The organism is Arcobacter sp. F2176 (genome assembly GCF_004116465.1).
Taxonomy (GTDB): domain Bacteria; phylum Campylobacterota; class Campylobacteria; order Campylobacterales; family Arcobacteraceae; genus Arcobacter; species Arcobacter siniprincipis.
This window is the reverse complement of the sequence record NZ_PDJV01000006.1, coordinates 122,735-147,065: the sequence shown is the minus strand read 5'-3', so window position 1 is coordinate 147,065 and position 24,331 is coordinate 122,735. Positions and strand designations below refer to the sequence as shown.

Annotated in this window: 22 protein-coding genes; 7 read left to right on the top strand and 15 right to left on the bottom strand. The window is 28.0% G+C overall.

All coding sequences use genetic code 11. From position 1 onward, the window contains the following. Positions 1–86: 86 nt before the first annotated feature. The 11 genes from CRU95_RS07730 to CRU95_RS07680 all read right to left on the bottom strand — a co-directional run bounded on the left by CRU95_RS07730 (position 87) and on the right by CRU95_RS07680 (position 12,691). Complete coding sequence (locus CRU95_RS07730) at positions 87–2,216, bottom strand: methyl-accepting chemotaxis protein (RefSeq protein WP_129100572.1); 2,130 nt, start codon at positions 2,214–2,216, stop codon at positions 87–89. Between the two features lie 128 nt (positions 2,217–2,344). Beyond that, the gene (locus tag CRU95_RS07725; RefSeq protein WP_129100571.1) at positions 2,345–3,511 is read right to left on the bottom strand and encodes a murein transglycosylase domain-containing protein; all 1,167 of its coding nucleotides are present in this window, start codon (positions 3,509–3,511) and stop codon (positions 2,345–2,347) included. Continuing rightward, positions 3,508–4,776 carry a response regulator gene (locus CRU95_RS07720; RefSeq protein ID WP_129100570.1) on the bottom strand — a complete coding sequence of 423 codons (1,269 nt, stop codon included), beginning with the start codon at positions 4,774–4,776 and terminating at the stop codon, positions 3,508–3,510. The genes CRU95_RS07725 and CRU95_RS07720 overlap by 4 nt, the downstream gene beginning before the upstream one ends. A gap of 107 nt (positions 4,777–4,883) precedes the next feature. Next, a complete protein-coding gene (locus CRU95_RS07715) occupies positions 4,884–5,939 on the bottom strand; it encodes a DHH family phosphoesterase (protein ID WP_129100569.1) in 1,056 nt (351 codons plus the stop codon). After that, positions 5,936–6,337 carry an Rrf2 family transcriptional regulator gene (locus CRU95_RS07710; protein WP_129100568.1) on the bottom strand — a complete coding sequence of 134 codons (402 nt, stop codon included), beginning with the start codon at positions 6,335–6,337 and terminating at the stop codon, positions 5,936–5,938. Before CRU95_RS07710 ends, CRU95_RS07715 begins: the two co-directional genes overlap by 4 nt. Before the next feature lie 145 nt (positions 6,338–6,482). After that, positions 6,483–6,755 carry a 30S ribosomal protein S15 gene (rpsO, locus tag CRU95_RS07705; protein ID WP_013134407.1) on the bottom strand — a complete coding sequence of 91 codons (273 nt, stop codon included), beginning with the start codon at positions 6,753–6,755 and terminating at the stop codon, positions 6,483–6,485. Between the two features lie 105 nt (positions 6,756–6,860). After that, a complete protein-coding gene (locus CRU95_RS07700; protein WP_129100567.1) occupies positions 6,861–8,915 on the bottom strand; it encodes a TonB-dependent siderophore receptor in 2,055 nt (684 codons plus the stop codon). Positions 8,916–8,925: 10 nt separating this feature from the next. Next, positions 8,926–9,903, bottom strand: a complete 978-nt coding sequence (locus CRU95_RS07695; protein ID WP_129100566.1) for an ABC transporter substrate-binding protein — start codon at positions 9,901–9,903, stop codon at positions 8,926–8,928. A gap of 30 nt (positions 9,904–9,933) precedes the next feature. After that, complete coding sequence (locus CRU95_RS07690) at positions 9,934–11,175, bottom strand: NnrS family protein (protein ID WP_129100565.1); 1,242 nt, start codon at positions 11,173–11,175, stop codon at positions 9,934–9,936. Further along, a complete protein-coding gene (locus CRU95_RS07685; RefSeq protein ID WP_129100564.1) occupies positions 11,172–11,921 on the bottom strand; it encodes an ABC transporter ATP-binding protein in 750 nt (249 codons plus the stop codon). Before CRU95_RS07685 ends, CRU95_RS07690 begins: the two co-directional genes overlap by 4 nt. Further along, entirely contained in the window at positions 11,912–12,691 is a 780-nt protein-coding gene (locus CRU95_RS07680; protein ID WP_129100563.1) for an ABC transporter permease, read from the bottom strand. The genes CRU95_RS07685 and CRU95_RS07680 overlap by 10 nt, the downstream gene beginning before the upstream one ends. A gap of 120 nt (positions 12,692–12,811) precedes the next feature. On the opposite strand from CRU95_RS07680, the gene CRU95_RS07675 reads away from it, so the two are divergent. Next, complete coding sequence (locus CRU95_RS07675; RefSeq protein ID WP_129100562.1) at positions 12,812–13,597, top strand: ABC transporter ATP-binding protein; 786 nt, start codon at positions 12,812–12,814, stop codon at positions 13,595–13,597. A gap of 18 nt (positions 13,598–13,615) precedes the next feature. On the opposite strand, the gene CRU95_RS07670 is transcribed toward CRU95_RS07675, so the two are convergent. Next, positions 13,616–14,656, bottom strand: coding sequence for a hypothetical protein (locus CRU95_RS07670; RefSeq protein WP_129100561.1), 1,041 nt, complete (start codon positions 14,654–14,656; stop codon positions 13,616–13,618). Between the two features lie 143 nt (positions 14,657–14,799). Then, the gene (gene moaA / locus CRU95_RS07665) at positions 14,800–15,762 is read right to left on the bottom strand and encodes a GTP 3',8-cyclase MoaA (RefSeq protein WP_129100560.1); all 963 of its coding nucleotides are present in this window, start codon (positions 15,760–15,762) and stop codon (positions 14,800–14,802) included. A 96-nt stretch (positions 15,763–15,858) separates the two neighbouring features. On the opposite strand from moaA, the gene CRU95_RS07660 reads away from it, so the two are divergent. The 3 genes from CRU95_RS07660 to cobA are packed head-to-tail and all read left to right on the top strand — an operon-like array spanning position 15,859 to position 18,272. After that, positions 15,859–16,524, top strand: a complete 666-nt coding sequence (locus CRU95_RS07660) for a Crp/Fnr family transcriptional regulator (protein ID WP_129100559.1) — start codon at positions 15,859–15,861, stop codon at positions 16,522–16,524. Beyond that, a complete protein-coding gene (locus tag CRU95_RS07655; RefSeq protein WP_129100558.1) occupies positions 16,521–17,522 on the top strand; it encodes a type IV pili methyl-accepting chemotaxis transducer N-terminal domain-containing protein in 1,002 nt (333 codons plus the stop codon). Before CRU95_RS07660 ends, CRU95_RS07655 begins: the two co-directional genes overlap by 4 nt. Before the next feature lie 18 nt (positions 17,523–17,540). Next, positions 17,541–18,272, top strand: coding sequence for a uroporphyrinogen-III C-methyltransferase (cobA, locus tag CRU95_RS07650; protein WP_129100557.1), 732 nt, complete (start codon positions 17,541–17,543; stop codon positions 18,270–18,272). A gap of 2 nt (positions 18,273–18,274) precedes the next feature. Here cobA and CRU95_RS07645 read toward each other — a convergent pair whose 3' ends face one another. Next, a complete protein-coding gene (locus CRU95_RS07645; protein WP_129100556.1) occupies positions 18,275–18,826 on the bottom strand; it encodes a bifunctional precorrin-2 dehydrogenase/sirohydrochlorin ferrochelatase in 552 nt (183 codons plus the stop codon). Then, positions 18,826–19,719 (bottom strand): glycosyl transferase, encoded by an 894-nt coding sequence (locus tag CRU95_RS07640; RefSeq protein WP_129100555.1) that lies wholly within the window; start codon positions 19,717–19,719, stop codon positions 18,826–18,828. The genes CRU95_RS07645 and CRU95_RS07640 overlap by 1 nt, the downstream gene beginning before the upstream one ends. 187 nt (positions 19,720–19,906) lie before the next feature. Between CRU95_RS07640 and napA the strand changes: the two genes are divergently transcribed. From napA to napH, 3 genes are read left to right on the top strand one after another with little or no spacing between them, the layout of a single operon-like run. Further along, positions 19,907–22,729 carry a nitrate reductase catalytic subunit NapA gene (napA, locus tag CRU95_RS07635; protein WP_129100554.1) on the top strand — a complete coding sequence of 941 codons (2,823 nt, stop codon included), beginning with the start codon at positions 19,907–19,909 and terminating at the stop codon, positions 22,727–22,729. An 11-nt stretch (positions 22,730–22,740) separates the two neighbouring features. Beyond that, positions 22,741–23,523, top strand: a complete 783-nt coding sequence (gene napG / locus CRU95_RS07630; protein ID WP_129100553.1) for a ferredoxin-type protein NapG — start codon at positions 22,741–22,743, stop codon at positions 23,521–23,523. Continuing rightward, positions 23,516–24,331 carry a quinol dehydrogenase ferredoxin subunit NapH gene (gene napH, locus CRU95_RS07625; protein WP_129100552.1) on the top strand — a complete coding sequence of 272 codons (816 nt, stop codon included), beginning with the start codon at positions 23,516–23,518 and terminating at the stop codon, positions 24,329–24,331. Before napG ends, napH begins: the two co-directional genes overlap by 8 nt.

Here is a 24,331-nt window from a genome sequence, read left to right as displayed (position 1 = left end):
TATCATATTTATATTTATATATCAAGATATATTGATATATAAATATAAAAAAAGAGTATTAGAAGTTTGAGTTTTACTCAAACTTCTTAAAAACTCTCCCATTCATCATCATTTGATTTAGCTGGAGTTATAATTTTATTTGATGTTGTTTCTTTCTTTTCAACTTTTTCAGTTTTTGTTTCACTCTTATTATTTAATGTGTTAACTGATTTTTTCTGATTATTAACTTTTTGCTCTTTTGATGCACTTTTATTTAACAAGATACTATTTATATCTTTTCCTTTTAGAGTATCTTTGCCAGCAAATTCTTTAGCATTTGCATTACTTACAATTAATTTAGAAATTTCATGGGTAGCCATAGCAATATTATTTGTTTCCGATGCTATTGAAGCATTTTCTTGTGTTTGTCTATCTAGATTATTAATAGCAGCATTTATTTGTTCTACTCCATCTAATTGCTCTTTACTTGCCATTTCTATATCTGATATTAAGTTAATTGTATGAGTAATATTTCCATTAAGGTTTTCATATCCATTAATCATATTCGTAGCGATATCTTTACCTTCATTTGCTTTGTTGGTTGCCCTTTCAACTATATTTTTTATCTCTTTTGCTGCTTCTGCACTTCTTGTTGCTAGATTTCGAACTTCCCCTGCAACTACAGCAAATCCTTTTCCAGCTTCTCCAGCAGTTGCTGCTTCTACTGCTGCATTAAGTGATAAGATATTTGTTTGAAAAGCAATTTGATCAATTACTGTTATCGCTTCATGTATTGAAGTAACTTGTGTATTAATCTCTTCCATTGCAATAGTAGTTTTATTTGCTAATTCTTCACCCTCATTTACTGATTTTGTAACAGCATTTGATAATTGAGCCATTTTTGCAATATTATCTGTATTACTTCGAACATTACCTGTTACTTCTTCTAATGCAGCTGCTGTTTCTTCTAATGAGGCTGCTGCTTCGTTAGAACTTAGATTTAATTTATTCATATTAGATAATAATATATCCGAACCACTATCTAGAGTTAATCCATTTACTTTATTTTCAGATAAAATATTTGTAATTGAAGTCCCTAAATCATTTACTCCATTGGCAAGTTTTAATAAATCTTTTTTAATATCATTTGTACTTACTTTATTTAAATAGTTATAATGAGTATACTCTTCAAGTACATTAAGAACTTTATCTATATTATTTTCAAGATTTTGTGCCATACTATTTAATACATTTTTTAACTGTGAAAGTGATGGATTTTTAACATTAGAATTTAGTCTTTGACATAGATCACCTTGTTCAAATTCACTTAATACTAATATGGTTTCATCAATTAATTTTCGATCTTCTTCAATTCCAATTTTAGTTTTTTCAATATTTCTACTTACAATTCTAGACATATGACCAAATTCATCTTTACAAGTAATAGGTGTAAAGTTTATTTCATCTTTCTCTCTATTTAAAAAGGCAAAAAAGTTTTCGACATTTTCATTTAATAACTTTACTTTTGAAACAATATCTTTACTAACCATAGAAAATGTACTAAATAAGATAATTAAAATAATTAGAATAATTCCAGCTGCTTTAATTATATTATCATTAAAGTCTGCATCAATATCATCAATATAAATTCCAGTTCCAATAACCCAACCCCATTGATCAAATTTTTGTAAATAAGATAGTTTAGGCACAAGTTCGTTACCAGACGCTTTTGGCCAAGTATATTTTATAAAACCATTTCCATTTTCATTGGCAACTTTTGCAAAAGCTTTAAACATATTCATGTTATCAAGTTTGTCAACTTTATTTCCATACTCTATACTAAAGGCATTGTCATATTTTTTATCCTCAAGCGTAGTATTAACTAAGGACTCATCTATTGGATGCATTATAATTTTTGGTGTTTCTTCTGAATCATTATTTATAAAAACATAATTCGTTTTGTCAAATCTTAACTTTTTTAATAATTCTTTTGCATTTTCTTTTGCAGTCTTTTCATCGATTTTACCATCTTTGAATTGCTGATACTCATTGTCAACTAAACTATATGACATCTCTACAAGATTAGTTAATTTTGCTTTTTTCTCCATTAACATTACATTTTTTTGATTAACTATAAAATAAGCACTTAAGGAAGCAATTGCAAAAAATGTCAATATACCTATCGATAATAACTTTTTGAAAATACTTAAGTTCCCAAATATCTTTCTTCCAATCATAATAATATCCTTATACTAATTTTTTAAATAATATAGTATAGATATTTAATTATAACTTATAAAATATTTGTACTAATTATAATAATTATTAGTAAAAATATAGTTACTTTATGAAACATTTTAATCAATTAAATACTTATAAAATCTTTCTTATATTTTAGGACTTTTTTTAAATAATTTCGTGTTTCTTCATAGGGTAAATTATTTATAAGTACCTTATAAACTTCAGAAGGTTTTTTACTGTTAATTTTATTTTTAGCTTCGTCTTTATCTTTTGAAAAAGTTTTTAAAACATTCCCACTTCCTGTGTTATATGCACTTATGATACAATATTCTTTTGATATTGGATTTTCTATTCCTGTTAAATACTTACTTCCTAATATTTTTAAATATGCACTACCTAACTCAATATTATTTTGCGCATCAAATAAATATGATTTGCTAGGTTCCCAAGTTTTACCTTTAACATATTTATAAGCATCTTTTCCAGCGCTTGTAGGAACTATTTGCATAAGTCCATAGGCATTGGCACTACTTATTGCAAATTGGTTAAAATTACTTTCAGTTTGAATAATTGAATAAATTAAATTTTTACTAATATTATATTTTTTAGCAAATTTTTCAACAAAGGGTTTGAATTTTGACACTCTAATATTTGCATGATCTTTTACCATAGGTATTTTTACAAAATAGACTTTTACATCTTTCCCATCTTTTTTTATTGTTTTAGTGTTTAAATCATTTTTTACTAAAATATTTGCAAATCTATTTGCTCTCCATTCATATCTTATATCTTTATTCTGGTCGTCTTTAATTTCACCAAGTAAATAAGGAGTAGAGCCAAGTTTTACGCTTTTTGCTTCAAATAAATCAGCAGCTCTTGGATCATCTGGTAATAACAAAGTTGTTACTATTGCATTTTTTAAACTTTTTTCAAAGTTCTTATCATCTACTGTTTCAACAGTCACTATTCCATTATCAAAATCAACCAATGCCCTACTTTTATAATTTTGTAAATATTTTACATACTCTTTTTGTTTTGGTATTTTGACATTTTTTTCACCCCAAATATTTGTAATCTCTTTTACAAAATTTGATAAGAATTTATCTAAACTAGCTATGTCTTTTGATAGCCTTTTGGGATTTGTTGTATATTGAATAGATTTTGATTTTGCTATACTTTTTAAAGCATAAGAAGGGTCTTTACTAATTGCAGCTTGTGCTATATTTTGAACATCCGAAACACTACATGAACTAAAAAAAAACACTATGAAAATCAAAACAAATTTAATCATTTTTTCTGTTCTTTAAGCTCTTTATCTCTTAGGCTTATTACATCTAATAAATCTTCAATTCTTTTATTTCGTTCTTCTAACCTATTTTGTAAATCAAAAATTACATCTTTTTTTAATTCAATTTCAATTTCAAGCTCTTTAAAATCTTTGATAAGTTTATCATTTTCTGATTTTATTTTTCTTAAGGCAAAAATAGATTTAGAAACTTTATTATTTGCACTATCAATTAGCTCTTCATTTTTTTTTCTAATTGCAACTATTTCTTTATCATATTGGTTTATTTGAGCTTTTAATTGTCCATTTTTCTTTTTCATATTATCCATTTGCTCTAAGTACATAGACAAATCAGGTTTTACACTTGTTCTTATTTCTTGTTCTAATTCTCTTATTTTATTTATATACTCAATCTCTTTTTTCTTTGATTGTTGCATATTTTCAATTACTTTTTTTCTAAATTCTCTTTTTGAATTTTCTTCTTCTGTGGTTAAAAATCTTATTCCAACATACTCTACTATCTCATTTCCCAATTCATCAAAAAGAGGTATAACAGTACTATTTACATAATAGACAGAACCATCTTTTGCTAAATTCTTAATTTTTCCATTCCAGGTTTCACCTTTTTTAATTGTTTCCCAAAGATTTTTAAAAATTTCTTTAGACGAATCTGGATGTCTTACTATATTATGAGGTTTTCCAATAAGTTCTTCTCTTTTATATTTTGATATATCACAGAAAAAATCATTTGCAAAGGTAATATTACCTTTTAAATCGGTTTTTGAAATAATAGCAACATTATCTATTGCGGCTAAATATCTTTCTAATTCTTCTTTTTGTTTTTCAATTATTTGATTTTGATTATATTTATGAGCATCTTTTATAACTTTTTTTACCATTATTGATATATCGATTGGTTTTATAAAATATGCAGTAACATTTAATTTAATTACTTCTAAAAGGTTATTTTCATCTGAGTAAGCAGTTGTAAAATAAAAAGGAATATCTTCATTGACAGCTCTAATATTTTTTAATAAGGATATGCCATTCATATTTGGCATATTAAGATCACTTATTATTGCATCTACTCTTTTATTTTCTAAAGTTAATTTATTAAAGATTTTTAAAGCTTCTACACCATCATTTGCAACATATACCTCTTTAAAAAAATCTTTAAATATTTCTTCAAAGTTTATTCGAACTTGTTCATCATCTTCAACATAAATAATATTATATATTTGTTCAGAAGTCCAATTAATATCATCATTCATAATTTTACCTTAAAAAATAATTATTATATAATATCAGATTTATATGTTAAAAAAGATAATTTCATAAATTTAAGAATGTAAATAACTAAATTTAGATATAAATAATCTTATATTTTAATATTGTCTAATTTATTTTGAATATATTTTTTAACATCACTATAATTTATAACTTCTTTGAAATCATCGAATTTACAACCTGATGCATTAGGATGTCCCCCACCATTTGCCAATTTTTGTGCAAGTAATCCAACATCTAAATTCCCATCTGCTCTAAAGCTTGCATTTCCTCTTTTAGAAACATCAATAAAAAAGTCATAGTCTTTATTAGCTTTCAAAAATGCATTTGCGGGAATTGAAATACCACCTAGAGTATAAGTTAAAACGCCTTTTTTATCTTGGAAGTTAATTGTAAGTTCATCTTTTATACTTGTAATAGAATTTACTAAATATTTTGCACTAAGATTATCTATTGTATCATCCTGTCCATCAAGATTTAAAAACTCTTTTTTTAAACTATGGATTGCACTATCTAACTTTATATTTCCATCAACTTCATTTAAATACATAGATGCTTTTTTTAGTAAATGAATTCTAAAGTCTCTATTTTTATTTGCAAAAAGAACATTATTGATTTCTCTTACATGAGAAACCATACTAAGTAATACTTTCCCAAATTCAAAATCTTTTTTATTGTCTTCTATCCAAATATCAATTGCATTTATTGCATTTACAAGAGGCTCTATCCAAGTTTGGGATTCATTTTCAAATGCATTATAATTTTTTACAAAATAGTCATATGTGATTTTTGTAGCACATCTTGAAATATCTAAAAAGTACCAATCATACTTGTCAGCACAACTTTGACCTGTAGCATGATGATCTAAAAGTTGAAGTTTAATTTTATAACCATCTTCATTTAATTTTATTACTTCATTGTTTAAATATTTTGATTCAGCATTTGTTAGATTCACATCAGTTATTAAAAATAGTATTTCATCTTTTATCTCTTCATTTTTAATGTGTTCTATAAAATGAATAATACTTTGTTTTACTTCTAGTCCATAATTTGCATTTAAGTAGTAACTTTGGGAAAATATCTCTTTGGTTAAAAGTTGGCAACCATATCCATCTAAATCCGTATGAGAGATATGAAATAATATCATTGAGCGATGTCCTTTAGTGTTAATTCTTCTAAAAATTCATTTATCTTACCTTGGAGATTATTTAATAAAGGCCAAATAGAGCACAAGCTTCCAGAGTCACTAGGGCATGATTCCATTGATGGGGCACATTCAAAGACTGAAGGAATTTTTTCTTCAGCTGCAGCCGTTATTGAAAATATAGTAAGTTGATCATAAGGTTTGGCAAGAATAAATCCACCATTTACACCTCTTTGTGATATTACTATTTCATTTTTGGCTAAATTTTGCATTATTTTGGCTAAAAAAGATTTGGGGATTCTTAATTCTCTTGATAATTCATCCACATTTTTTGCTTTATCGCTTTTAGCAATAGAGATTAGAGAAAGAAGTGCGTACTCACTTTTTTTAGTCAATAACATCTTTGATTGATTCCTTTTTTAAAATTTTTCTATTTTACAAGAAAGAGTATTAATAATCATTATACAGTAAAATTAATTTTTTTATTTAAAAAAAAAGGGTTGTAACTAAAAAGTTACAACCCTTTTTAAAGTTAAGCAAAGTAAATTACTTAGCTCTGATTCCTAAATCTGCAACTAATTCAACAAATCTAGCATACTCAGTATTTCTAAGATATTTTAATAATCTTTTTCTTTTTCCAACCATTTTTAAAAGACCTAATCTTGATGAGTGATCTTTTTTATTGATTTTTAAGTGTTCAGTTAAAACTCTGATTTGCTCAGTTAAAATTGCAACTTGAACTTCACAAGAACCTGTATCTTTTTCATCTCTTCTGTATTTTTCGATAATACTGTTTTTTACTTCCTGATCTAAAGCCATAGAAGACCTCCTAATAGGTATACTAATCTCACTTCAATTGAAATGGACGCGAATTATAGTGAACTTATATTTAAATCTTGTTTAAGATTATACATTTATACAAAATTAAAACTTAATTCTTACTCCTGTATAAAAAAATACTCCAACATTTACACCAATATCTTCTTCTAATTGTTTATCAAAAATATTATCTACTCCACCATAAATAGCTAAAGTTTTATTTATATCATAATTTATTCCAATATCAACTAATGAATAATCTTCTGCCTTAGTTGTATTTTGGTTATTTGTATATTGCTCGCCAATATACCTAAGAGATAAATTCGTTGTTAAGTTTGGTATTATTTGATAATTTAACCCTAAAGAAGCTGATAAATCAGGTGTAAATAAGAGTTCTTTATTTGTATTTTTATCTTCTGTATTTAAATAAGTTAAATTAAAGTTTAAGTCACTATTTTCATTAATAATGTAGGCAATATTTAATTCAGCCCCTTTTATATCAACTTTCTCTAAATTTTCTGAAGTGTAATATTTTGCATTACCTGTTCCATATGAAGCAAGTTCTATTTTATCGTCTATTTTTGTATTAAATAAAACAATTTCTGAGAAAAGATTTTCTAATTTATTTGATAATGCTATTTCAAAAGTTTGCGATTGTTCAGGTTTTAAATCATAAGCTTTTGTTTTTGGTCCAAAAATTACATCTGATCCAAATCTTTTCCCATCTTTATATGAAGGCGAAACCACATATAACTCTGCAATATCAGGTGCCCTGTATCCTTGTGCATAATTTACTCTAAGATTTGTTTTATCATTTAGTTTCTGTACTAATCCTGCTTGAAAAGTAACTTTATTTTCTGCATTTGATATATTGTCATATCTTGCACCCATAGTTGCATTTAAGCTATCTGTGATTACCATTTCGTCTTGAATAAATAGTGACTTATATTTTACAACTTTTGTGACAAATTCACTTGAACTTGCATCTATATTTATTGCACTTGAATCTCTTGTTTCTTTTCTATATTCTAGGCCAGTTGTTATAATATTTGAATCATTAAAAAGATAAGTCAAATTTGATTCTAAAGTATCAATGGTAACATTTGCACTAAATTTCTTATTAACAGGTCCAGTGAAATTAATAGGCGTGGTTTCATTTCTTTTTTTATAATACGATCTATATACCGTTGTTTGTCCAGATAAATTATTTGATATTTGATATTTAAAATCAGATGATACATCGATTCTTTTATTATTATCTTCAGAATTAACAGGAGTATTTTTAATCAAGCCACCTCCTGAAAACTTAGCACTTCCTAGATACTTTCCTTTTCTGTTTTCATTTAAATAATTTACGTCTAACCCTAAAGTTATTTTATCATTTAAATCTTTTTCTACTCTTCCCCCAATATTATTTACAGTTCCTTCATCTATATATGTTACTTTACTAGAACCACTAATTCCATTTTGCGGGTTTCCATTCAAAATTACGCCTGTTGATGGATTTGTTGCAACTTGTGAATATGATTTATTTTTACTATAAGATGTTGTATTTATTATTGATCCAAAAAGTTTATATCTAACTTCATTTGTTACTCCACGTGTTGTAAAGTTTACATTTTTTTCTTTAGATTTACCTTGCCCACTTTGTCCATATTTCATATCAATCGTTGAACCGTTTGTTTCAATTTTTTTTGTAATGATATTGATTACTCCTCCAATGGCATCCGAACCATAAAGGGTAGACATAGAACCTTTGACGATTTCAATTCTCTCAATCATTGAAGTTGGTATTCTATTCAACTCATAAGGTCCTTCCGTTTCACCAGATAACCTTTTTCCATCAACTAAAATCAACGTTCCATTTGCTCCTGCTCCTCTAATTGATATAGAAGCTTTTGAAGCTGAACTAGGATGAGGAAATCTTCCAAATTGTGCATTTATTGAAGGTATTTTTTCAAATACATCTTTTAATGTCGAAGCTGCTATTCGTTCAATATCTTTTTGAGTAACTATTATAACAGAAGCACTGACACCTTCAATGTTTTTTTCAGTTTTTGTAGCTGTAGTTACAGTTACATCCTCTAAAATAGTACCAGCAAAACTATTTTGAAATAAAGCCAAACTTGTTATTGCTGAGATTAAAATTATTTTTTTCATTTTTGTCCTTTTATTGATAATATAAATTTGAATTAGGGATTTCTCCACCTATTGATTTTGGCTCACTTTTTTTTAAGATATTAAAGAAAAAGTCTAACTCCTCTTTTGCATCAATTGCTTTTATGCTTTCAAATGAAATATGAGCAATGGAGTCTGCTAAGCCTTTTTCTTCTAACATAGGAAGTTCTTTTACTATTAACTTTGAAGCTTCAATGGAATTTTGTTTGTACCATTCAAGTGATTTTGAGTACTCTTCTAAGAATCTATTTATTAATTTTTCTTTTCCTTTTGTATCTCCTATGTAAGCAATTCCTGCTTGTGGTAATTTAGCTTTTGTCGCAAATAGTTTTCCCCACTCTTCTTGCAAATCAACACTCCTATACAAATCAGGGGCAACAACACTTATAGGAAAAGATTTTGTTTTTCTCAACGCTATTGAAATGGCAGGTTCAGCTAATAAGGCATGATCAACTCTTCTTAAAATTAGCATTTGCATAGCATCAATTGGACTTGACACATATCTTAGTTTAAAATCTTTTTGAGGGTCTAAACCAGATTTTTTTATCAATTCTTTTAAAACAATATCCGGCATATCGGCTCGAAAAGGAACCGCAATCTCCTTTCCTTTAAAATCTTTTAATGTTTTTAAATCAGGATTTCTACTTATCATTCCTAATATTCCCCAAATAGAGACATTTAAAAGTTTTATATCTACACCTTTGTTGTATAAATTTGCAGCAACATTTGTAGGAATTGCTATAAAATTTATATCTTTACTTAAAATCAAAGCTCTTAGTTCATCTGGATTTTTCCAAATAACAAACTTGATATTTATTCCCATATCTTTTAGTGATTGGTTGTTTGCCATATGTATTATGGGGTGAGATACACTTGCAAATGGACCAGCCACTTTTATTATTATTTGTTTATTTATTTCACTTGAAAATAAAGAAACAGCCATAACTAACACACTTAATAATTGTTTCATATATACTCCTTTGAATACGTAAATTTTATTTTAACCGGGTATGCCATCAGCTCTTTTATTGACTAAAAAAGGAAAAAACATTTTCATATAAATCATAAAAGGAATGGCCCAAAGAATGGAAGAACTGATGTATATCATCATTGAGAACTCTTCATAAAAAGGTATAAAACTTCTGATTATTGTTGATAGAATTATTAAAAAAACTCCAAGATTTAACCAAAAGTTAGTAAACAGTTCTCTTCCAGTATGCACTGTTGAAATAACAACCATCACTATGAAAAAGACTATTCCAAAAACTCCAGTTGTCAAAAAATGTCGAAAATGATTTAAAGCATATATGCCTTCATTGAGATAATCAAATCCCAAAAGCCCATAACCAATCGCCATCAAAACTAAAATACTCATCAAATAAACAACAAAAGGTTTAAATAAAATATTGTTATCTTTTAAAATAAAATCATTTAAAATATTCAAAATAGCTGCTGCACTTGCAAAGGCAAAATAACCTAAAATATTATTGTGAGGATAAAAAAATTCTACAAAGCTGTACAGAATTACACAAAAAATAGCAAGATTGTATCTTGGTGATCTGGCATAAAAGGTTTCATCAATTCCTTCTTGTTCTAATAACTCATTGATAGCTTCCATATTAACTCTACGAAGAGCCAATAAGATTAAAACCATAAATAATCCAAGAGATAAAAGCATAATTGAATGGGTATCAAAAGAGATGAAGCCTGCAGAACTTGCAAAAAATAAGGTTTGAGTTACAATCAAAGAGACAAGTGAAAAGCCAAGGGAAATATGCCTTTTTGTAATATCAGCAAAAAGAGGTTTTATCACAAGTGCAGTAATATAAATAAGTAAAGATATATTTATAAAACCGACAAAATAAATACCCAAATAATCCATACACCAAAAACTGATTCTCCCTACTATCCATAAAAGAATAATAAATGCTAATTTTTTCCCAACAATAGGAATGGTTCCAGGAAATAATTCAGGAGCACCCGTTAGAAAAAAAGCTACAATTCCAGCACTTCCTATTCCAAATATCATTTCATACATGTGCCAGCCAAGAAGGTCAGTTATAAAAGGAAGAGAAATATACCCAGCAAACACAAAAGACCATAATATGATTGAAACTACAATATAAGGAGCAAGAACTAAAAACATAGGTCTAAAGGCATATGCCAAATAAGAAGGATATTCTCCTTTTGGATAGTGCGTATAATGATTTGTTGCGTATTGTTTTTTTGTTTCTTCTGTCATTTTAATTCCAATTCAAATGTATTTATAATAGTTTCATCACTTAAAAGTTTTGCTGTTTGTTCATACACAAAAGTATTGTCTCTTAGATTTTTAGGATAATTAAACATGAAACTTTTAATGATATGACCTACAGGTTCAGCTTTTAAAACAAGCACCTCATCACTTAGTTTTATCGCTTCCATCAAATCATGTGTTATAAAAAGAATGCTTAACTCTTTCTCTTCTATTATTTGAAGCAATAAGGATTGTAACTCTTTTTTTAATCCAATATCTAAAGCAGAAAAAGGTTCATCTAAAAAAAGTAAAGTTGGATTTGTCACAAGTGCTCTTGCAAATGAGACTCTTTGTTTCATCCCTCCACTTAAATCTTTTGGAAATTTATAAAAATCATCTTTTTCTAAACCAAATTTTAAAGCAATTTCTTTTGCCTCTTTTTCTCTTTTATCTTTTGCCATACCTTGTGCTTTTAATCCTAGAGCAATATTATCAATGACATTTTTCCAAGGAAGAAGTCTTGCTTCTTGAAAAGCAAAAGAAGAACTGTTAAAACTGTTTTTTATCTTTCCCGTTTCAAGTGTCAATAATTTTGCACAAAGATGCAGTAAAGTTGTTTTTCCACCACCACTGGGTCCTACTATTGATATAACTTTTCCTTTTTTTAAAGTAAAACTTATATCTTTTAAAATATCACTGAAACCAAAAGAGTGTGAAACATTTTGAACTTTTAACTCTTCTATTATCTCCATGACTCAACCTCTCTTTTTATAGGCTCTAAAATAAGATATTCAATGAAGAGTAAAGTTCCAATCATAATTACAACTAAAGCTAAAGCAGTTGGCGTATCAAGTTGACTTCTTGCAATTGCTAAAGCAGAACCTATTCCATCATTTGCAGATAATAATTCAGCCATAACAACAATTTTCCAAGCCATACCTAAAGCTCCAATCCATGCTGGAAAAATATAAGAAAATATATGAGGGAAATATAAATCAAACAGTTTCATTTTAAAAGGAAGATGAAAACTATCAGCCATCTGTTTTAAATCTCCTTCAAGAGTTCTTGTTCCTTGTAAAGCACCTATAAAAATAATAGGAAAAGAAGCTACAATTACAGTAAAAATAACAGTCATATCTCCCATTCCAAACCAAATCATTGCTAAAACTATCCAAGCTATTGGTGGCATCCCCATAAGAATAGTAACTATTGGTCTGCTCATCATTGAAGTTGTTATAAAAAGCCCGGAAAGTAACCCTAAAAGTGTTCCAAAAAATAAAGATATAGAAAACCCGATAACAGCTCTTTTTGTAGTAATTAATATCTCATTTAACATGCTTTCATTTTTTAACATCTCAGAAAGAGTCAAAAATGTCTCTTTTGGACTTGGTAATATTAAATTTCCGTATATTTGATTTCCCATATCCCAAAAGACAAGAAACAAAAATATAGATGAAATAGCACCCCAACCACTCCACAAATAAGAGGGGAAATCTTTTATAATCTTTATGAAAAAGTTCATTTTTTAATCCAATTTTTATTTAATTTCCTAACTATACTAATATCAATAATAATTATCATTGATATAAATCAATACTTTTAATTATTTTTGATAAAATAAAAATTTAGAAAGGTTTTAATTATGAATATTATAGATTTTGAAAATATACATGTGAGTTATGACGATAAACTTATATTAAAAGAACTCAATTTGAAAATAGAAGATAATCAGCATTGGACAATTTTAGGGGCAAATGGTAGTGGTAAATCTACCCTTATAAAACTAATCTCTTCTCAAATTCATCCAAGACAAAATTATCCACATAAAAAGTTAATCTTAGGAAAAGAAAGATACTCACTATTTGATTTAAGAAAAGCTATGGGAATAATCACAAATGATTTACATAATCATTTTTATGATCAAGGAAATTTTTTGACAGGATATGAAGTTGTACTTAGTGGATATTATAGTTCAATTGGAGTATTTGAACATCAAGATTTCACCCAAGAACAACATGACAAAGCAAATGAGATTTTGGAATACCTTGAAATCACTGACTTAAAAGATAAAATTGTAGCAAAAATGAGTACAGGACAACTTAGAAAATGTATCATTGGACGAGCTTTAATTCATGATCCAAAAGCTTTTATTTTAGATGAACCAACAGTTGGACTTGATATAAAAGCCCAATTAAACTTTATAAAACTATTAAGAAAACTAAGCCAAAAAGCAAATATTATTTTAGTAACACATCATCTTGAAGAGATTTTTGAAGAGATTACCCATGTGGCATTAATAAAAGATGAAACAATATTTAAACAAGGTAAAAAAGAAGATATTTTAACTTCAGAAAATATCTCTAATACTTTTGGATTAAAATTAAAAATCAATTCATCAAATAGTAGATATTTTATTCAAGAAGTATAAAAAGAGCAAAAGCTCTTTTTATGATTTGAAATCCATTGAAGATATTATTCCAGATGTTCCATCTTCTCTTACAAATATTGAGTTAGATTTTAAGTACGCTAAACTTTCATTTACTGATTTGTTATATGCCATTCCAGCTTTTGTATCATTTAAATATATAGCACCTATTCCTGTTTGTCCTAAGGCAATAAGTTTATCTTCTCCACTTTCATTTTTAGTCCAGATTTGTAACTTATCAAATATTGGGTCATTTTCATCTATCCAATTGTTCCCATCACTATCGTATTCGCTTAATTCTCCAAAACCATCATTTGAAGAAGGTCCAAATAGTTCTGTACCATTATCTATTGTTCCATTTCCATCTTTATCAAATACTAAAAATCCATTTCCATCTTTTAAAAGTGGTAGTTCTTTTTCATCCCCATCACTATTAATATCAAAATTGAAACACATTTTGTCGCTTATGCTATCAAAAGCAGTAGATGCACAATCATATTGAATAACTAAGGGATCCATAAAATGTGTCTCTTCAAATTTTAGTGTTTCACTATGTTTTTCATAAAACTCTTTTGAATAAGATAAATCTAAATCGATATTTATATCTTTATCTTTAGTTTTAATTGTAGCTTGCGAATTAAAAGATATAGAATCACTTCTATAATACTCATGTGTAGTTTCTATGGATACTGTTCTTTTCATCAACATCTTAGGTATGCCTGCTGTAGGATCTGTAGGCTCAGAAGAACCCGTATTTTTGCATTTTAAGTCATTTAAGTTTTTAAAATCGACTTTTTTATTTCCACCTAAAAATGCTTGAAGAATCATTTCTAATATTATTCTTGTAACATCTTCATATGGCTTTACTAATGCTTCTGTTTGTTCTATATTTTCGATAGCATCAACTTTTTCGAAACCATCTGATTCAAGACTTTGGTTTTTTTCATTTACATCTAATAAACCTAATAACTCATTTCTAAAATCTACTTTTGACTGACTTACCATTTCATAAGAACTCATAGTTTCTGAGCTCATTTCAACTTTTGAAGACTCTATTATCATAATAACTCCTTTTTCAAATATAGTTATTATCAATGATAGTATTATTTGAATATAAAAAGAAGAGAAAAGAGATGCAAATAATAAATAATATTATTTATTATTTGCATTTTTATTTAATGTAAAGAAATGAATAGTTAAGTTTATCACCCACCAGTTTCATAAAAAGCGCGTGTTGAGATTTCTGAATTTTCTGACCATTTGTTTTTTTCGGGTTTATTTAACAATACATCTTTTAAAATAGCTGCAGCTTTATCAATGTCATTATTTTGAATAGCCTCTTTTATACTTTGAGAATCTTCAAAATATAAACAAGGTATTAGAATACCGCTTGCGGTAAGTCTTATTCGATTGCAATTGGCGCAAAAATCATCTTTGTGTGGTTCTATAATTCCAAATACATAACCATCATCCATAATATAATCTTGAGAAGGAGAGGTGCCGCTTCGTTCCTGTTTTTCAAATTTGTATTTAGTTTTTAAGATATTTTGAATTTGGGTAGAGTCATATCCTTTAGCTCCATCTTTTGCATGATTATTTTCCATAAACTCTATAAATCTGACATTATAACCTCTAGTTTTACAAAATTCAACTATATCACAAAGTTCATTATCATTTATATTTTGCATAGGAACGCAATTTATTTTGATTTTAAGTCCTGCTTTGTGCGCAGCTTCAATGCCTTTTAAAACTGTTCCTAATACATCTTTTTGGGCAATCTTTTGTGCAACTTCTGGTTTTAAGCTATCCAAAGAAATATTTAATCTTTTTAATCCTGCATCTGCTAATTTTTGTGCAACTTTAGGAAGCAAATATCCATTTGTAGTTAAAGCTAAATCAATATCATCTTTATATTCAGATATCATTCTTATAAAATTATCTAAACCTTCTCTTAAAAGTGGTTCCCCACCTGTAATTCTTACTTTTTTAACACCACTATCAATACAAACTTTTATAAATTTAAATAATTCTTCGTATGATAAAAGTTCTTCTTTAGGAACCCAAGAAAATGGTTTTTCTGGCATACAGTATTGACATCTAAAGTTACATCTTTCAGTTACTGATACCCTTAAATAGTCAACTACTCTTCCATGTCCATCTTTTAACATTTGCACACCTCAACGCACCAAAAAAAATGGCACTTAATATAAAATTTCGTTAGCTTATTATAAAATTCCTTAAATAAAAAGTACACAAGGAATTTAGTGGACAAAATAAAGACTATTACTCAATTAGACTTTTTTACGCAATTAAAAGAAGAGGAAATTAAAGAATTAGCGACAATATCTAACTTAATTACTTATCCTAAAGACTCAATACTTTATTATGAAGATGAAATAAAAGAAAATATTCTTTTTTTAGTTAATGGCCTTATAAAAATATACAAATTTGATAAATTTGGGAATGAGATATTCTTATATCATATTTACAAAAACTCAATGATTTCTGAATTAACTTCTGTAAATAATAGCAATATTTATTGTTTTTCAAATGCAGAATTTTCAGAGGATTCTATTGTTTTATCAATAAATTTTGAAAAGTTTAAAGAAATGTTTTTATCTAAAAATATTTTATCAATAAAACTAATTGAAACACTTCTAGAAAAAACTCACCAATTGCAATGTATAGTAAATAGAGAATTAGTTTTTGACTCAACAGCAAAAGTTGCTTTTATGATTTACAATGATCTTGAACTGTTCAATAAACTAAAAAGGCAAGAGGTATCTTTTATGTTACATATTCAGCCAGAAACACTTTCAAGAGTTTTAAAAAAGCTTACTAGAAATGGTTCTATTAGTATTGAAAAAAGTGATGTTATAGTTTTAAATAAAGAACAATTAGAATCAACCTTTAGAGGAGTTGGGATTTGAAAACAAATAAAATAAGTACAAAGATAAAATTATTAGGTGCTTTATTTATAGTATTAATGGCTATGATAATTTTTACTACCGTATATTTAAATGATAGAAATAAAAAAGATGCATTGATTATGAATATTGTAGGAAAAGAAAGGATGCTTACACAAAAGATATCAAAAAATATTTTTTATCTTTATTACACGAAAAAAACAAACTTTTCTGAATTAAATAGTGCAAGTGATGAATTTATTAAAAATCTAGATTCATTAAAAAATGGAAATAAGTTAATAGGTATTTCACCTGTTCCCAATGATAAGATTGGACAACAAGTATATAAAGTGGAGATTTTATGGAAAGAATTCTTTCACAATATAGAAGAGTTTAAGAAACTACAATTAAAAAATGATGAATCTAGTTTAAAACTTTTAGCTTCTATAGTTGAAACAGTTTATAATACCAATAATAATTTACTTCAAGAAGTTGATAACTTAGTTAGCATGTACACAGTTTATACAGAAAATAAAACTATTCTAATCAAAAACTTCCAATACATAGCTGCCTTTTTAATAATAATATTAATAGTATATAGTTTTATTCAACTAAAAAGTATTGAAGAAAATGCTAATAAGTTTTTAGAATTTTCAAAAAAAATAGCTAATGAAAGTAATGAACAACTAACACCTATTTCTATTGATGTAAATGAAAAAGAGATTTTAGATGTAACTGATACTTTTAATTGTTTTATTAATAAAATAAATTCTGCTATGAATGATTCAGCTGTTGCTATGCAACATTCACAAAATGCAAGTTCTAAGCTTGAAGAGATAACAGATGAATTTGACAAAGTATTAGATGAACTTGAAAACTCTTCAGATGTAAATAGAGCAATAAATAAAAGTGAAGATATAATTATTCAATCTACAGAAGATTTAATTAATTCAACAAAAAAACTTCAAGAATTAAGAAATGAATTAAATAATTTAGTCATTGGGCGAAAAACAAAAATATAGATATAAAAAAGGCAATATGTGGGAAAAGTTTATTTAACAGGTGCAGGTCCTGGTGATCCTGAATTATTGACATTAAAAGCTATAAATGCAATAAAAAATGCAGATATCATAGTTTATGATAGATTAGTAAATAAAGAGATATTAGAATATGCAAAAGAAAATGTTGTTTTAAAATATGTTGGAAAAGAGAATAAAAAACACACTGTTCCCCAAAATGAGATAAATGAAATACTTTTTCAAGCCTCACAACAGTATGAAAATGTTGTTAGATTAAAAGGGGGAGATCCTTTTGTATTTGGTAGAGGAGGAGAAGAAGCAATTTACTTATTTGAAAGAGATATAAAGTTTGAAATAATTCCAGGTATTAGTTCCTCTGTTGCTGTTGCTTCATATGCTGGAATTCCAGTAACTCATAGGGGAATTACTACTTCTTTTAGAGTAGTAACAGGACATGAAACACCAAATAAAAAAATCTCACAAATAGAGTGGCAAACCTTTTTAAATGACGAAACAATTGTCTTTTTAATGGGATTACATAATATTGATTTAATTAGCTCAAAACTAATAAGTCTTGGAAAGGATAAAAATTACCCCTGTGCTGTTATTTCAAAAGGAACAACAAAAGAACAAAAAGTAGTAACTGGAACTTTAGAGAATATTGTTGAAAAATCAAAAGGTTTAAAATCTCCTGCAATAATAATAGTAGGAAAAGTTGTGAACTTAAGAGAACAGTTAAGATGGTTTGATTAAATTTATTTTATAGAAGAGATAAACTCTTTACTTTTTTTTCTTAGCATTTCCATTCTCTCTTCTCCTTTTGGCATAGTAGCTCTTAAGTTTTTCATATTTTTTAAAAAGCTTCCTACATTATTTGGAATAATCTTTTCCAAATATTTTTTTAATTCTTTTGAAAAAGAAGGAGAAGCTCCACTTGTGGAAATAGTAATTACTAAATCATCTTTTTTTATTATTGATGAGAAAGTAAAATCACACAATTCATAAATATCTACACAATTATATAGAATATTTTTTTCTCTTGTATGTTTGTAAATCTCCCTTTGAAGATTTATATCATCAATACAAGCAATTACAATGTGAAAATTTTCAATATCACTCTTTTCATATCTCTTTTTTAAAGTTTTTATATTAAGTTTTTCCAACTCATCACTTATATTGGGTGCAAGTACAACTATATTTTTTGTAAAATCTAACAATTTCTTTATTTTGCTTGTAGCAATTTTCCCTGCACCTATAACTAAAATTTTTTTATTTTCTAAATTTAAAGAGATAGGAAAATTACTCATTAATCTAACATCTCATAAGCACTATTTATATCATCAGCTTTATTTGCACAAAATAAGTGTAATGCTGCATTTAGTTTTGCTAATTTTTCTAAATCTGCACTTGGATTATTGATCTCTTCTATTGCTTCTTCTAATGTAATCTTTTCAAAAGTTTTATTGTAATTTATTCCATAATACTCTGGGTCTATAATAAACTCTTCAAGTCCATTTTGGGTTTTTAACCAAGCTTTTGATTTATTGAAAATCTCTGGTCTTCCCTCTGCTGCTTTTACTACAATAAATTTTTCATAGTTTGAAGCAAATATTTCACTATACTTTTCTACATAAGGTTTATGATACGCAGAAGTTAATGCAAATCTTGAATTTGCAGGATTAAGTAGTTTTTCCACAGTATTAAAAGCACTTCTTAATTTTAATATTCTTCTTAAATCAGTAATTGCACTTAGTTTTGGTAAGAATTCAGCTCTATCAAAATAATGAATATTATCATCAAGTTTTACATTTGTAGCAATATCTTTTATTGTAATACCACTTTTAGCTGGTTGCATAATATCACCACTTATAACAATGTCCAAATCAAACTTTTTTAAATACTTTCCAACAAGTGGGAAAAGATATGTTGCATCTGTTTTACCATCATAAGGAAATCCTAACTCTATAGAATTAGGAATATTTACTTTTTTGATATATTCATTACACACATCTAAAGTAGCTTTTAGTTCTGCATTTGTTTCAAGTCTTACTCTCCATCCTAATAAAAAAGCAACTATAATTTCATTTGACACTTCTTTATTTAAAATTTGCCTAATACAATCTTTCATCTCTTCTTGTGTTAATTCTCTATTTGATTTAGGTCCTGTTCCAACTGCTCTTATAAATGTATGAAAATCCATATAAACTCCAAAATATTATCTATCAAAATTTTTAATTTATTATAACAAAATATAACACAAAAGTAATAGGACAAAAAGACTCCTTAATTAAAACTTATAAAAATTGATTAGAGTCAAGGATTATGTTAATTTTAACGGTTAGAATTAGGAAGTTAGAAATTGACTTAAACTTTTCAAAGGAGATAAAATGACATTATCAAGAAGAGAATTCTTAAAAAGCTCTGCAGCAGCAAGTGCAGCAGCAGCTATTGGTATGAATGTACCAACTGCCCTTCAAGCTAAGGCAAATGAAGCTGAAGGTGGCTGGAGATGGGACAAAGCTGCATGTAGATTTTGTGGTACAGGTTGTGGGATTATGCTTGCAACTAAAGGCGGAAAAATAGTTGCAGTAAAAGGTGACCCAGCAGCACCAGTAAACAGAGGACTTAATTGTATAAAAGGTTACTTCAATGCAAAAATTATGTATGGAGCAGATAGATTAAAACAACCATTATTAAGAGTTAACCAAAAAGGTGAATTTGATAAAAATGGTGAGTTTACACCTATTTCTTGGGAACGAGCATTTGATGAGATGGAAGTTCACATGAAAAAAGCTCTAAAAGAAAAAGGTCCAGAAGGAATTGGTATATTTGCAAGTGGACAATATACAGTTATGGAAGGTTATGCAGCTCAAAAAATGATGAAAGCTGGTTTTAGATCAAATGCAATTGATCCAAATGCTAGACACTGTATGGCAAGTGCTGTTGTTGGTTTTTACCAAACATTTGGTATTGATGAGCCAAGTGGTTGTTATGATGATATAGAACTAACTGATACAGTTGTATCTTGGGGTTCAAATATGGCAGAAATGCACCCTATTTTGTGGTCAAGAGTTACAGATAGAAAATTATCAAATCCTGATAAAGTAAAAGTTATAAATTTATCAACTTATAGACATAGAACCTCAGATTTAGCTGATACTGAAATTATATTTAAACCAAATTCAGACTTAGCATTGTGGAATTATATAGCAAGGGAAATTGTTTATAATAATCCAGAATCTATAGATTGGGATTTTGTTAAAAATAATATTGTATTTGCAGCAAGTCCTGTAAATATGGGTTATGGGATGAGAAGATCTGATGAAAAATCAATTGTTGAAGGTAAATATACGCAAAAAGAGATGGAAACTATCTCTAAAGAGATGCAAAAAGTTGTATCAAAAGATGAAGCACCAGCCTTAGCTCCTTATGGATATAAAGAAGGTGATATGATGGTTAACAAAAATGCCGGATTAAAACATTGGGAAATATCTTTTGAAGAATATAAAAAATTCTTAGAACCATATACTGCTGATTATGTTACACAAGTTTCAAAAGGTAATCCTGATGAATCAGATGAAGATTTTAAAAAGAAAATCAAAGAATTAGCTGATCTTTATATTGAAAAAAATAGAAAAGTTGTTTCTTTTTGGACTATGGGAATGAATCAACATACAAGAGGTTCATGGGTAAATACTCTAGCTTATAATGTACACTTTTTATTAAATAAACAAGCAAAACCAGGTTCGGGAGCATTTTCACTTACAGGACAACCAAGTGCTTGTGGAACAGCTAGAGAAGTTGGAACATTTGCACATAGATTACCAGCTGATATGATGGTAGCAAATCCAAAACATAGAAGTATTGCTGAAAAAGTTTGGGGAATTCCTCAAGGTACTTTAAATCCAAAAGGTCATCAAGACATTATGAAAATTCATAGGGACTTAGAAGATGGTTCTATGAAATTTGCTTGGGTTAATGTTTGTAACCCTTATCAAGATAGTGCTAGTGCATCTCATTGGATAAAAGCCGCAAGACAAATGGATAACTTTATTGTTACAAGTGATGGATATCCTGGGATTTCTGCAAAAGTGTCTGATTTGATTTTACCATCAGCTATGATTTATGAAAAATGGGGAGCATATGGAAATGCTGAAAGAAGAACTCAACATTGGAGACAACAAGTATTACCAGTAGGTGATGCTATGAGTGATACTTGGCAATGGCTTGAATTATCAAAAAGATTTACGGTAAAAGACTTATGGGGTGAACAATCATTATTAAGTACTGGTGGTAAGAAAAAACTTCCAGATGTAATAAATGAAGCTAAAAAAATGGGTTATGATGAAAATACAACTATGTATGAAATTTTATTTGCCAATGAAAAAGCGAAATCTTATAAAGCTGATTTAGAAGACCCAGTTCAAGCAGGATTTGATAACTCTGAAGTATTTGGAGATAAGAGAAATGTTGTAGGAAGTGATGGAAAAGTATTTGAAGGATATGGATTCTTTGTTCAAAAATATTTATTTGAAGAGTATGCTAGTTTTGGTAGAGGTCATGGACATGATTTAGCTGATTTTGATACTTATCACAAAGTAAGAGGACTTAAATGGCCAGTTGTAGATGGGAAAGAAACACAATGGAGATTTAATGTTAAATATGACCCATATGCAGCACATGCAGTAAAAGAAGCAGGTACAAATAATTCTCACGCTTTTTATGGAAAACTTGCAAAAGCACTTCCATTTGGAGATTTACAAGGTATTACAAATAAAGAGAAAAAACCTTTAATTAATAAAGCAAAAATATTTGCAAGACCTTATATGGATGCACCAGAAATACCAAATGAAGAGTATCCAGTATGGATGTGTACAGGAAGAGTTTTAGAACATTGGCACTCAGGAACAATGACTATGAGAGTTCCAGAATTATTTAGAGCAGTACCAGAAGCCTTATGTTATATGCATCCTGTTGATGCTAAAAAATATGATGTAAAACAAGGTGAATTAGCTTGGGTTGAATCAAGAAGAGGAAAAGTAAAAGCTAGAATTGAGACAAGAGGTAGAAATAGACCTTCAAGAGGTTTGGTTTTTGTTCCATGGTTTGATGAAAAAGTATTTATTAATAAAGTTTGTTTGGATGCAACTTGTCCAATGTCAAAACAAACAGATTATAAAAAATGTGCTGTAAAAATTTATAAAGCATAAAAGAAGAAAAAATGAATAATGATAGAAGAGAATTTCTTTTAAAAAGTGCAAGAACAGTAGGTCTTGTAGCTCTTAGTGGTCTTATTTGGAGTGCTTATGTTGATGAAGTAACTGCCTCTAAATTAATACTTAGACCACCTGGTGCTTTAAATGAAAAAGATTTTTTATCAACCTGTATTAAATGTGGTTTGTGTGTTGAAGCCTGTCCTTTTGATACTTTAAAATTAGCAAAACCAGGTGATAATAAGCCCCTTGGAACACCATTTTTTACTCCAAGGGAAATACCATGTTATATGTGTATTGATATTCCATGTGTTCCTGTTTGTCCAACTAATGCCTTAGATGAAAAGTTAGTTAGTACAAATGGAAAACTTGATATCAACAGTGCAAATATGGGAGTTGCTGTTATTGATAACCAAAGTTGTATTGCTTTTTGGGGTATACAATGTGATGCATGTTATAGAGCTTGTCCAATATTAGGTCAAGCTATTACTATTGAATATGAAAAAAATCAAAGAACAGGAAAACACTCTTTTATGAAACCTGTTGTTCATACAGATGTTTGTACTGGATGTGGATTGTGTGAAAGAGCATGTGTTACACAAAAAGCTTCAATTTTTGTCTTACCTAAAGAAATTGCCTTAGGAAAAGCCGGCGATTATTATGTAAAAGGTTGGGATGAAAAAGACCAAAAAAGAGTTAAAAATGCAAAAGAGATTAAAACAACAACAAAGATAAGTAAAGATAAAGCAATTGATTCTTTAAATGATATGGGAGATTTATTAGATGACTAATTTACTTTTAAAAAACCGATATCTTATTTTAAGAAGAGTAAGTCAAATATCAATTATGACTTTGTATATCTTTGCAAATATTTATGGAATAACAATTTTACAAGGGAATTTAAGTTCATCATTATTATTTGAAACAATTCCTTTAAGTGATCCATTTGCTGTTTTACAAATGCTCTTTGCAGGTGCGTTAGTATCAATAAATATAATTGTAGGTGCATCAATAATAACACTATTTTATTTTTTTATTGGAGGAAGAGTTTTTTGTTCATGGGTATGCCCTGTTAATATAATAACTGATTTAAGTTCATTTATTAGAAGAAAATTAAGATTTGACACTGTACAAAAAAAACAACCAGCTAGTAGAAATATGAGATATTGGGTTTTAGCTCTAAGTTTAATACTATCAACTATCTTAGGTGTAAGTGCTTTTGAATTCATTTCACCTATATCTATGGTTCATAGAGGTTTAGTTTTTGGTCTTGGATTTGGCTGGGCTGCAATGCTTATCATTTTCCTTTTTGATCTTTTTGTTTTAAAAAATGGATGGTGTGGTCATATTTGTCCTTTAGGTGGATTTTATTCACTTGTAGGAAAATATAGCTTTTTAAGAGTTACTCATAATCATGTTAAATGTACTGAATGTATGAAGTGCAAAGAAGTATGTCATGAGAACCAAGTTTTGTCAATGATAGGAAAAGAGTCAATCCCTGTTCTTTCAGGAGAGTGTACTAATTGTGCTAGATGTATTGAAGTTTGTGAAGATGATGCTTTAAATTTTTCAATAATTAATAGATTAGCAAAAAAATAG

Coding starts and splice junctions, on each gene's coding strand:
- CRU95_RS07730 (WP_129100572.1), bottom strand. CDS start 2,216: ATGATTGGAAGAAAGATATTTGGGAACTTAAGTATTTTCAAAAAGTTA.
- CRU95_RS07725 (WP_129100571.1), bottom strand. CDS start 3,511: ATGATTAAATTTGTTTTGATTTTCATAGTGTTTTTTTTTAGTTCATGT.
- CRU95_RS07720 (WP_129100570.1), bottom strand. CDS start 4,776: ATGAATGATGATATTAATTGGACTTCTGAACAAATATATAATATTATT.
- CRU95_RS07715 (WP_129100569.1), bottom strand. CDS start 5,939: ATGATATTATTTCATATCTCTCATACGGATTTAGATGGATATGGTTGC.
- CRU95_RS07710 (WP_129100568.1), bottom strand. CDS start 6,337: ATGTTATTGACTAAAAAAAGTGAGTACGCACTTCTTTCTCTAATCTCT.
- rpsO (WP_013134407.1), bottom strand. CDS start 6,755: ATGGCTTTAGATCAGGAAGTAAAAAACAGTATTATCGAAAAATACAGA.
- CRU95_RS07700 (WP_129100567.1), bottom strand. CDS start 8,915: ATGAAAAAAATAATTTTAATCTCAGCAATAACAAGTTTGGCTTTATTT.
- CRU95_RS07695 (WP_129100566.1), bottom strand. CDS start 9,903: ATGAAACAATTATTAAGTGTGTTAGTTATGGCTGTTTCTTTATTTTCA.
- CRU95_RS07690 (WP_129100565.1), bottom strand. CDS start 11,175: ATGACAGAAGAAACAAAAAAACAATACGCAACAAATCATTATACGCAC.
- CRU95_RS07685 (WP_129100564.1), bottom strand. CDS start 11,921: ATGGAGATAATAGAAGAGTTAAAAGTTCAAAATGTTTCACACTCTTTT.
- CRU95_RS07680 (WP_129100563.1), bottom strand. CDS start 12,691: ATGAACTTTTTCATAAAGATTATAAAAGATTTCCCCTCTTATTTGTGG.
- CRU95_RS07675 (WP_129100562.1), top strand. CDS start 12,812: ATGAATATTATAGATTTTGAAAATATACATGTGAGTTATGACGATAAA.
- CRU95_RS07670 (WP_129100561.1), bottom strand. CDS start 14,656: ATGATAATAGAGTCTTCAAAAGTTGAAATGAGCTCAGAAACTATGAGT.
- moaA (WP_129100560.1), bottom strand. CDS start 15,762: ATGTTAAAAGATGGACATGGAAGAGTAGTTGACTATTTAAGGGTATCA.
- CRU95_RS07645 (WP_129100556.1), bottom strand. CDS start 18,826: ATGAGTAATTTTCCTATCTCTTTAAATTTAGAAAATAAAAAAATTTTA.
- CRU95_RS07640 (WP_129100555.1), bottom strand. CDS start 19,719: ATGGATTTTCATACATTTATAAGAGCAGTTGGAACAGGACCTAAATCA.
- napA (WP_129100554.1), top strand. CDS start 19,907: ATGACATTATCAAGAAGAGAATTCTTAAAAAGCTCTGCAGCAGCAAGT.
- napG (WP_129100553.1), top strand. CDS start 22,741: ATGAATAATGATAGAAGAGAATTTCTTTTAAAAAGTGCAAGAACAGTA.
- napH (WP_129100552.1), top strand. CDS start 23,516: ATGACTAATTTACTTTTAAAAAACCGATATCTTATTTTAAGAAGAGTA.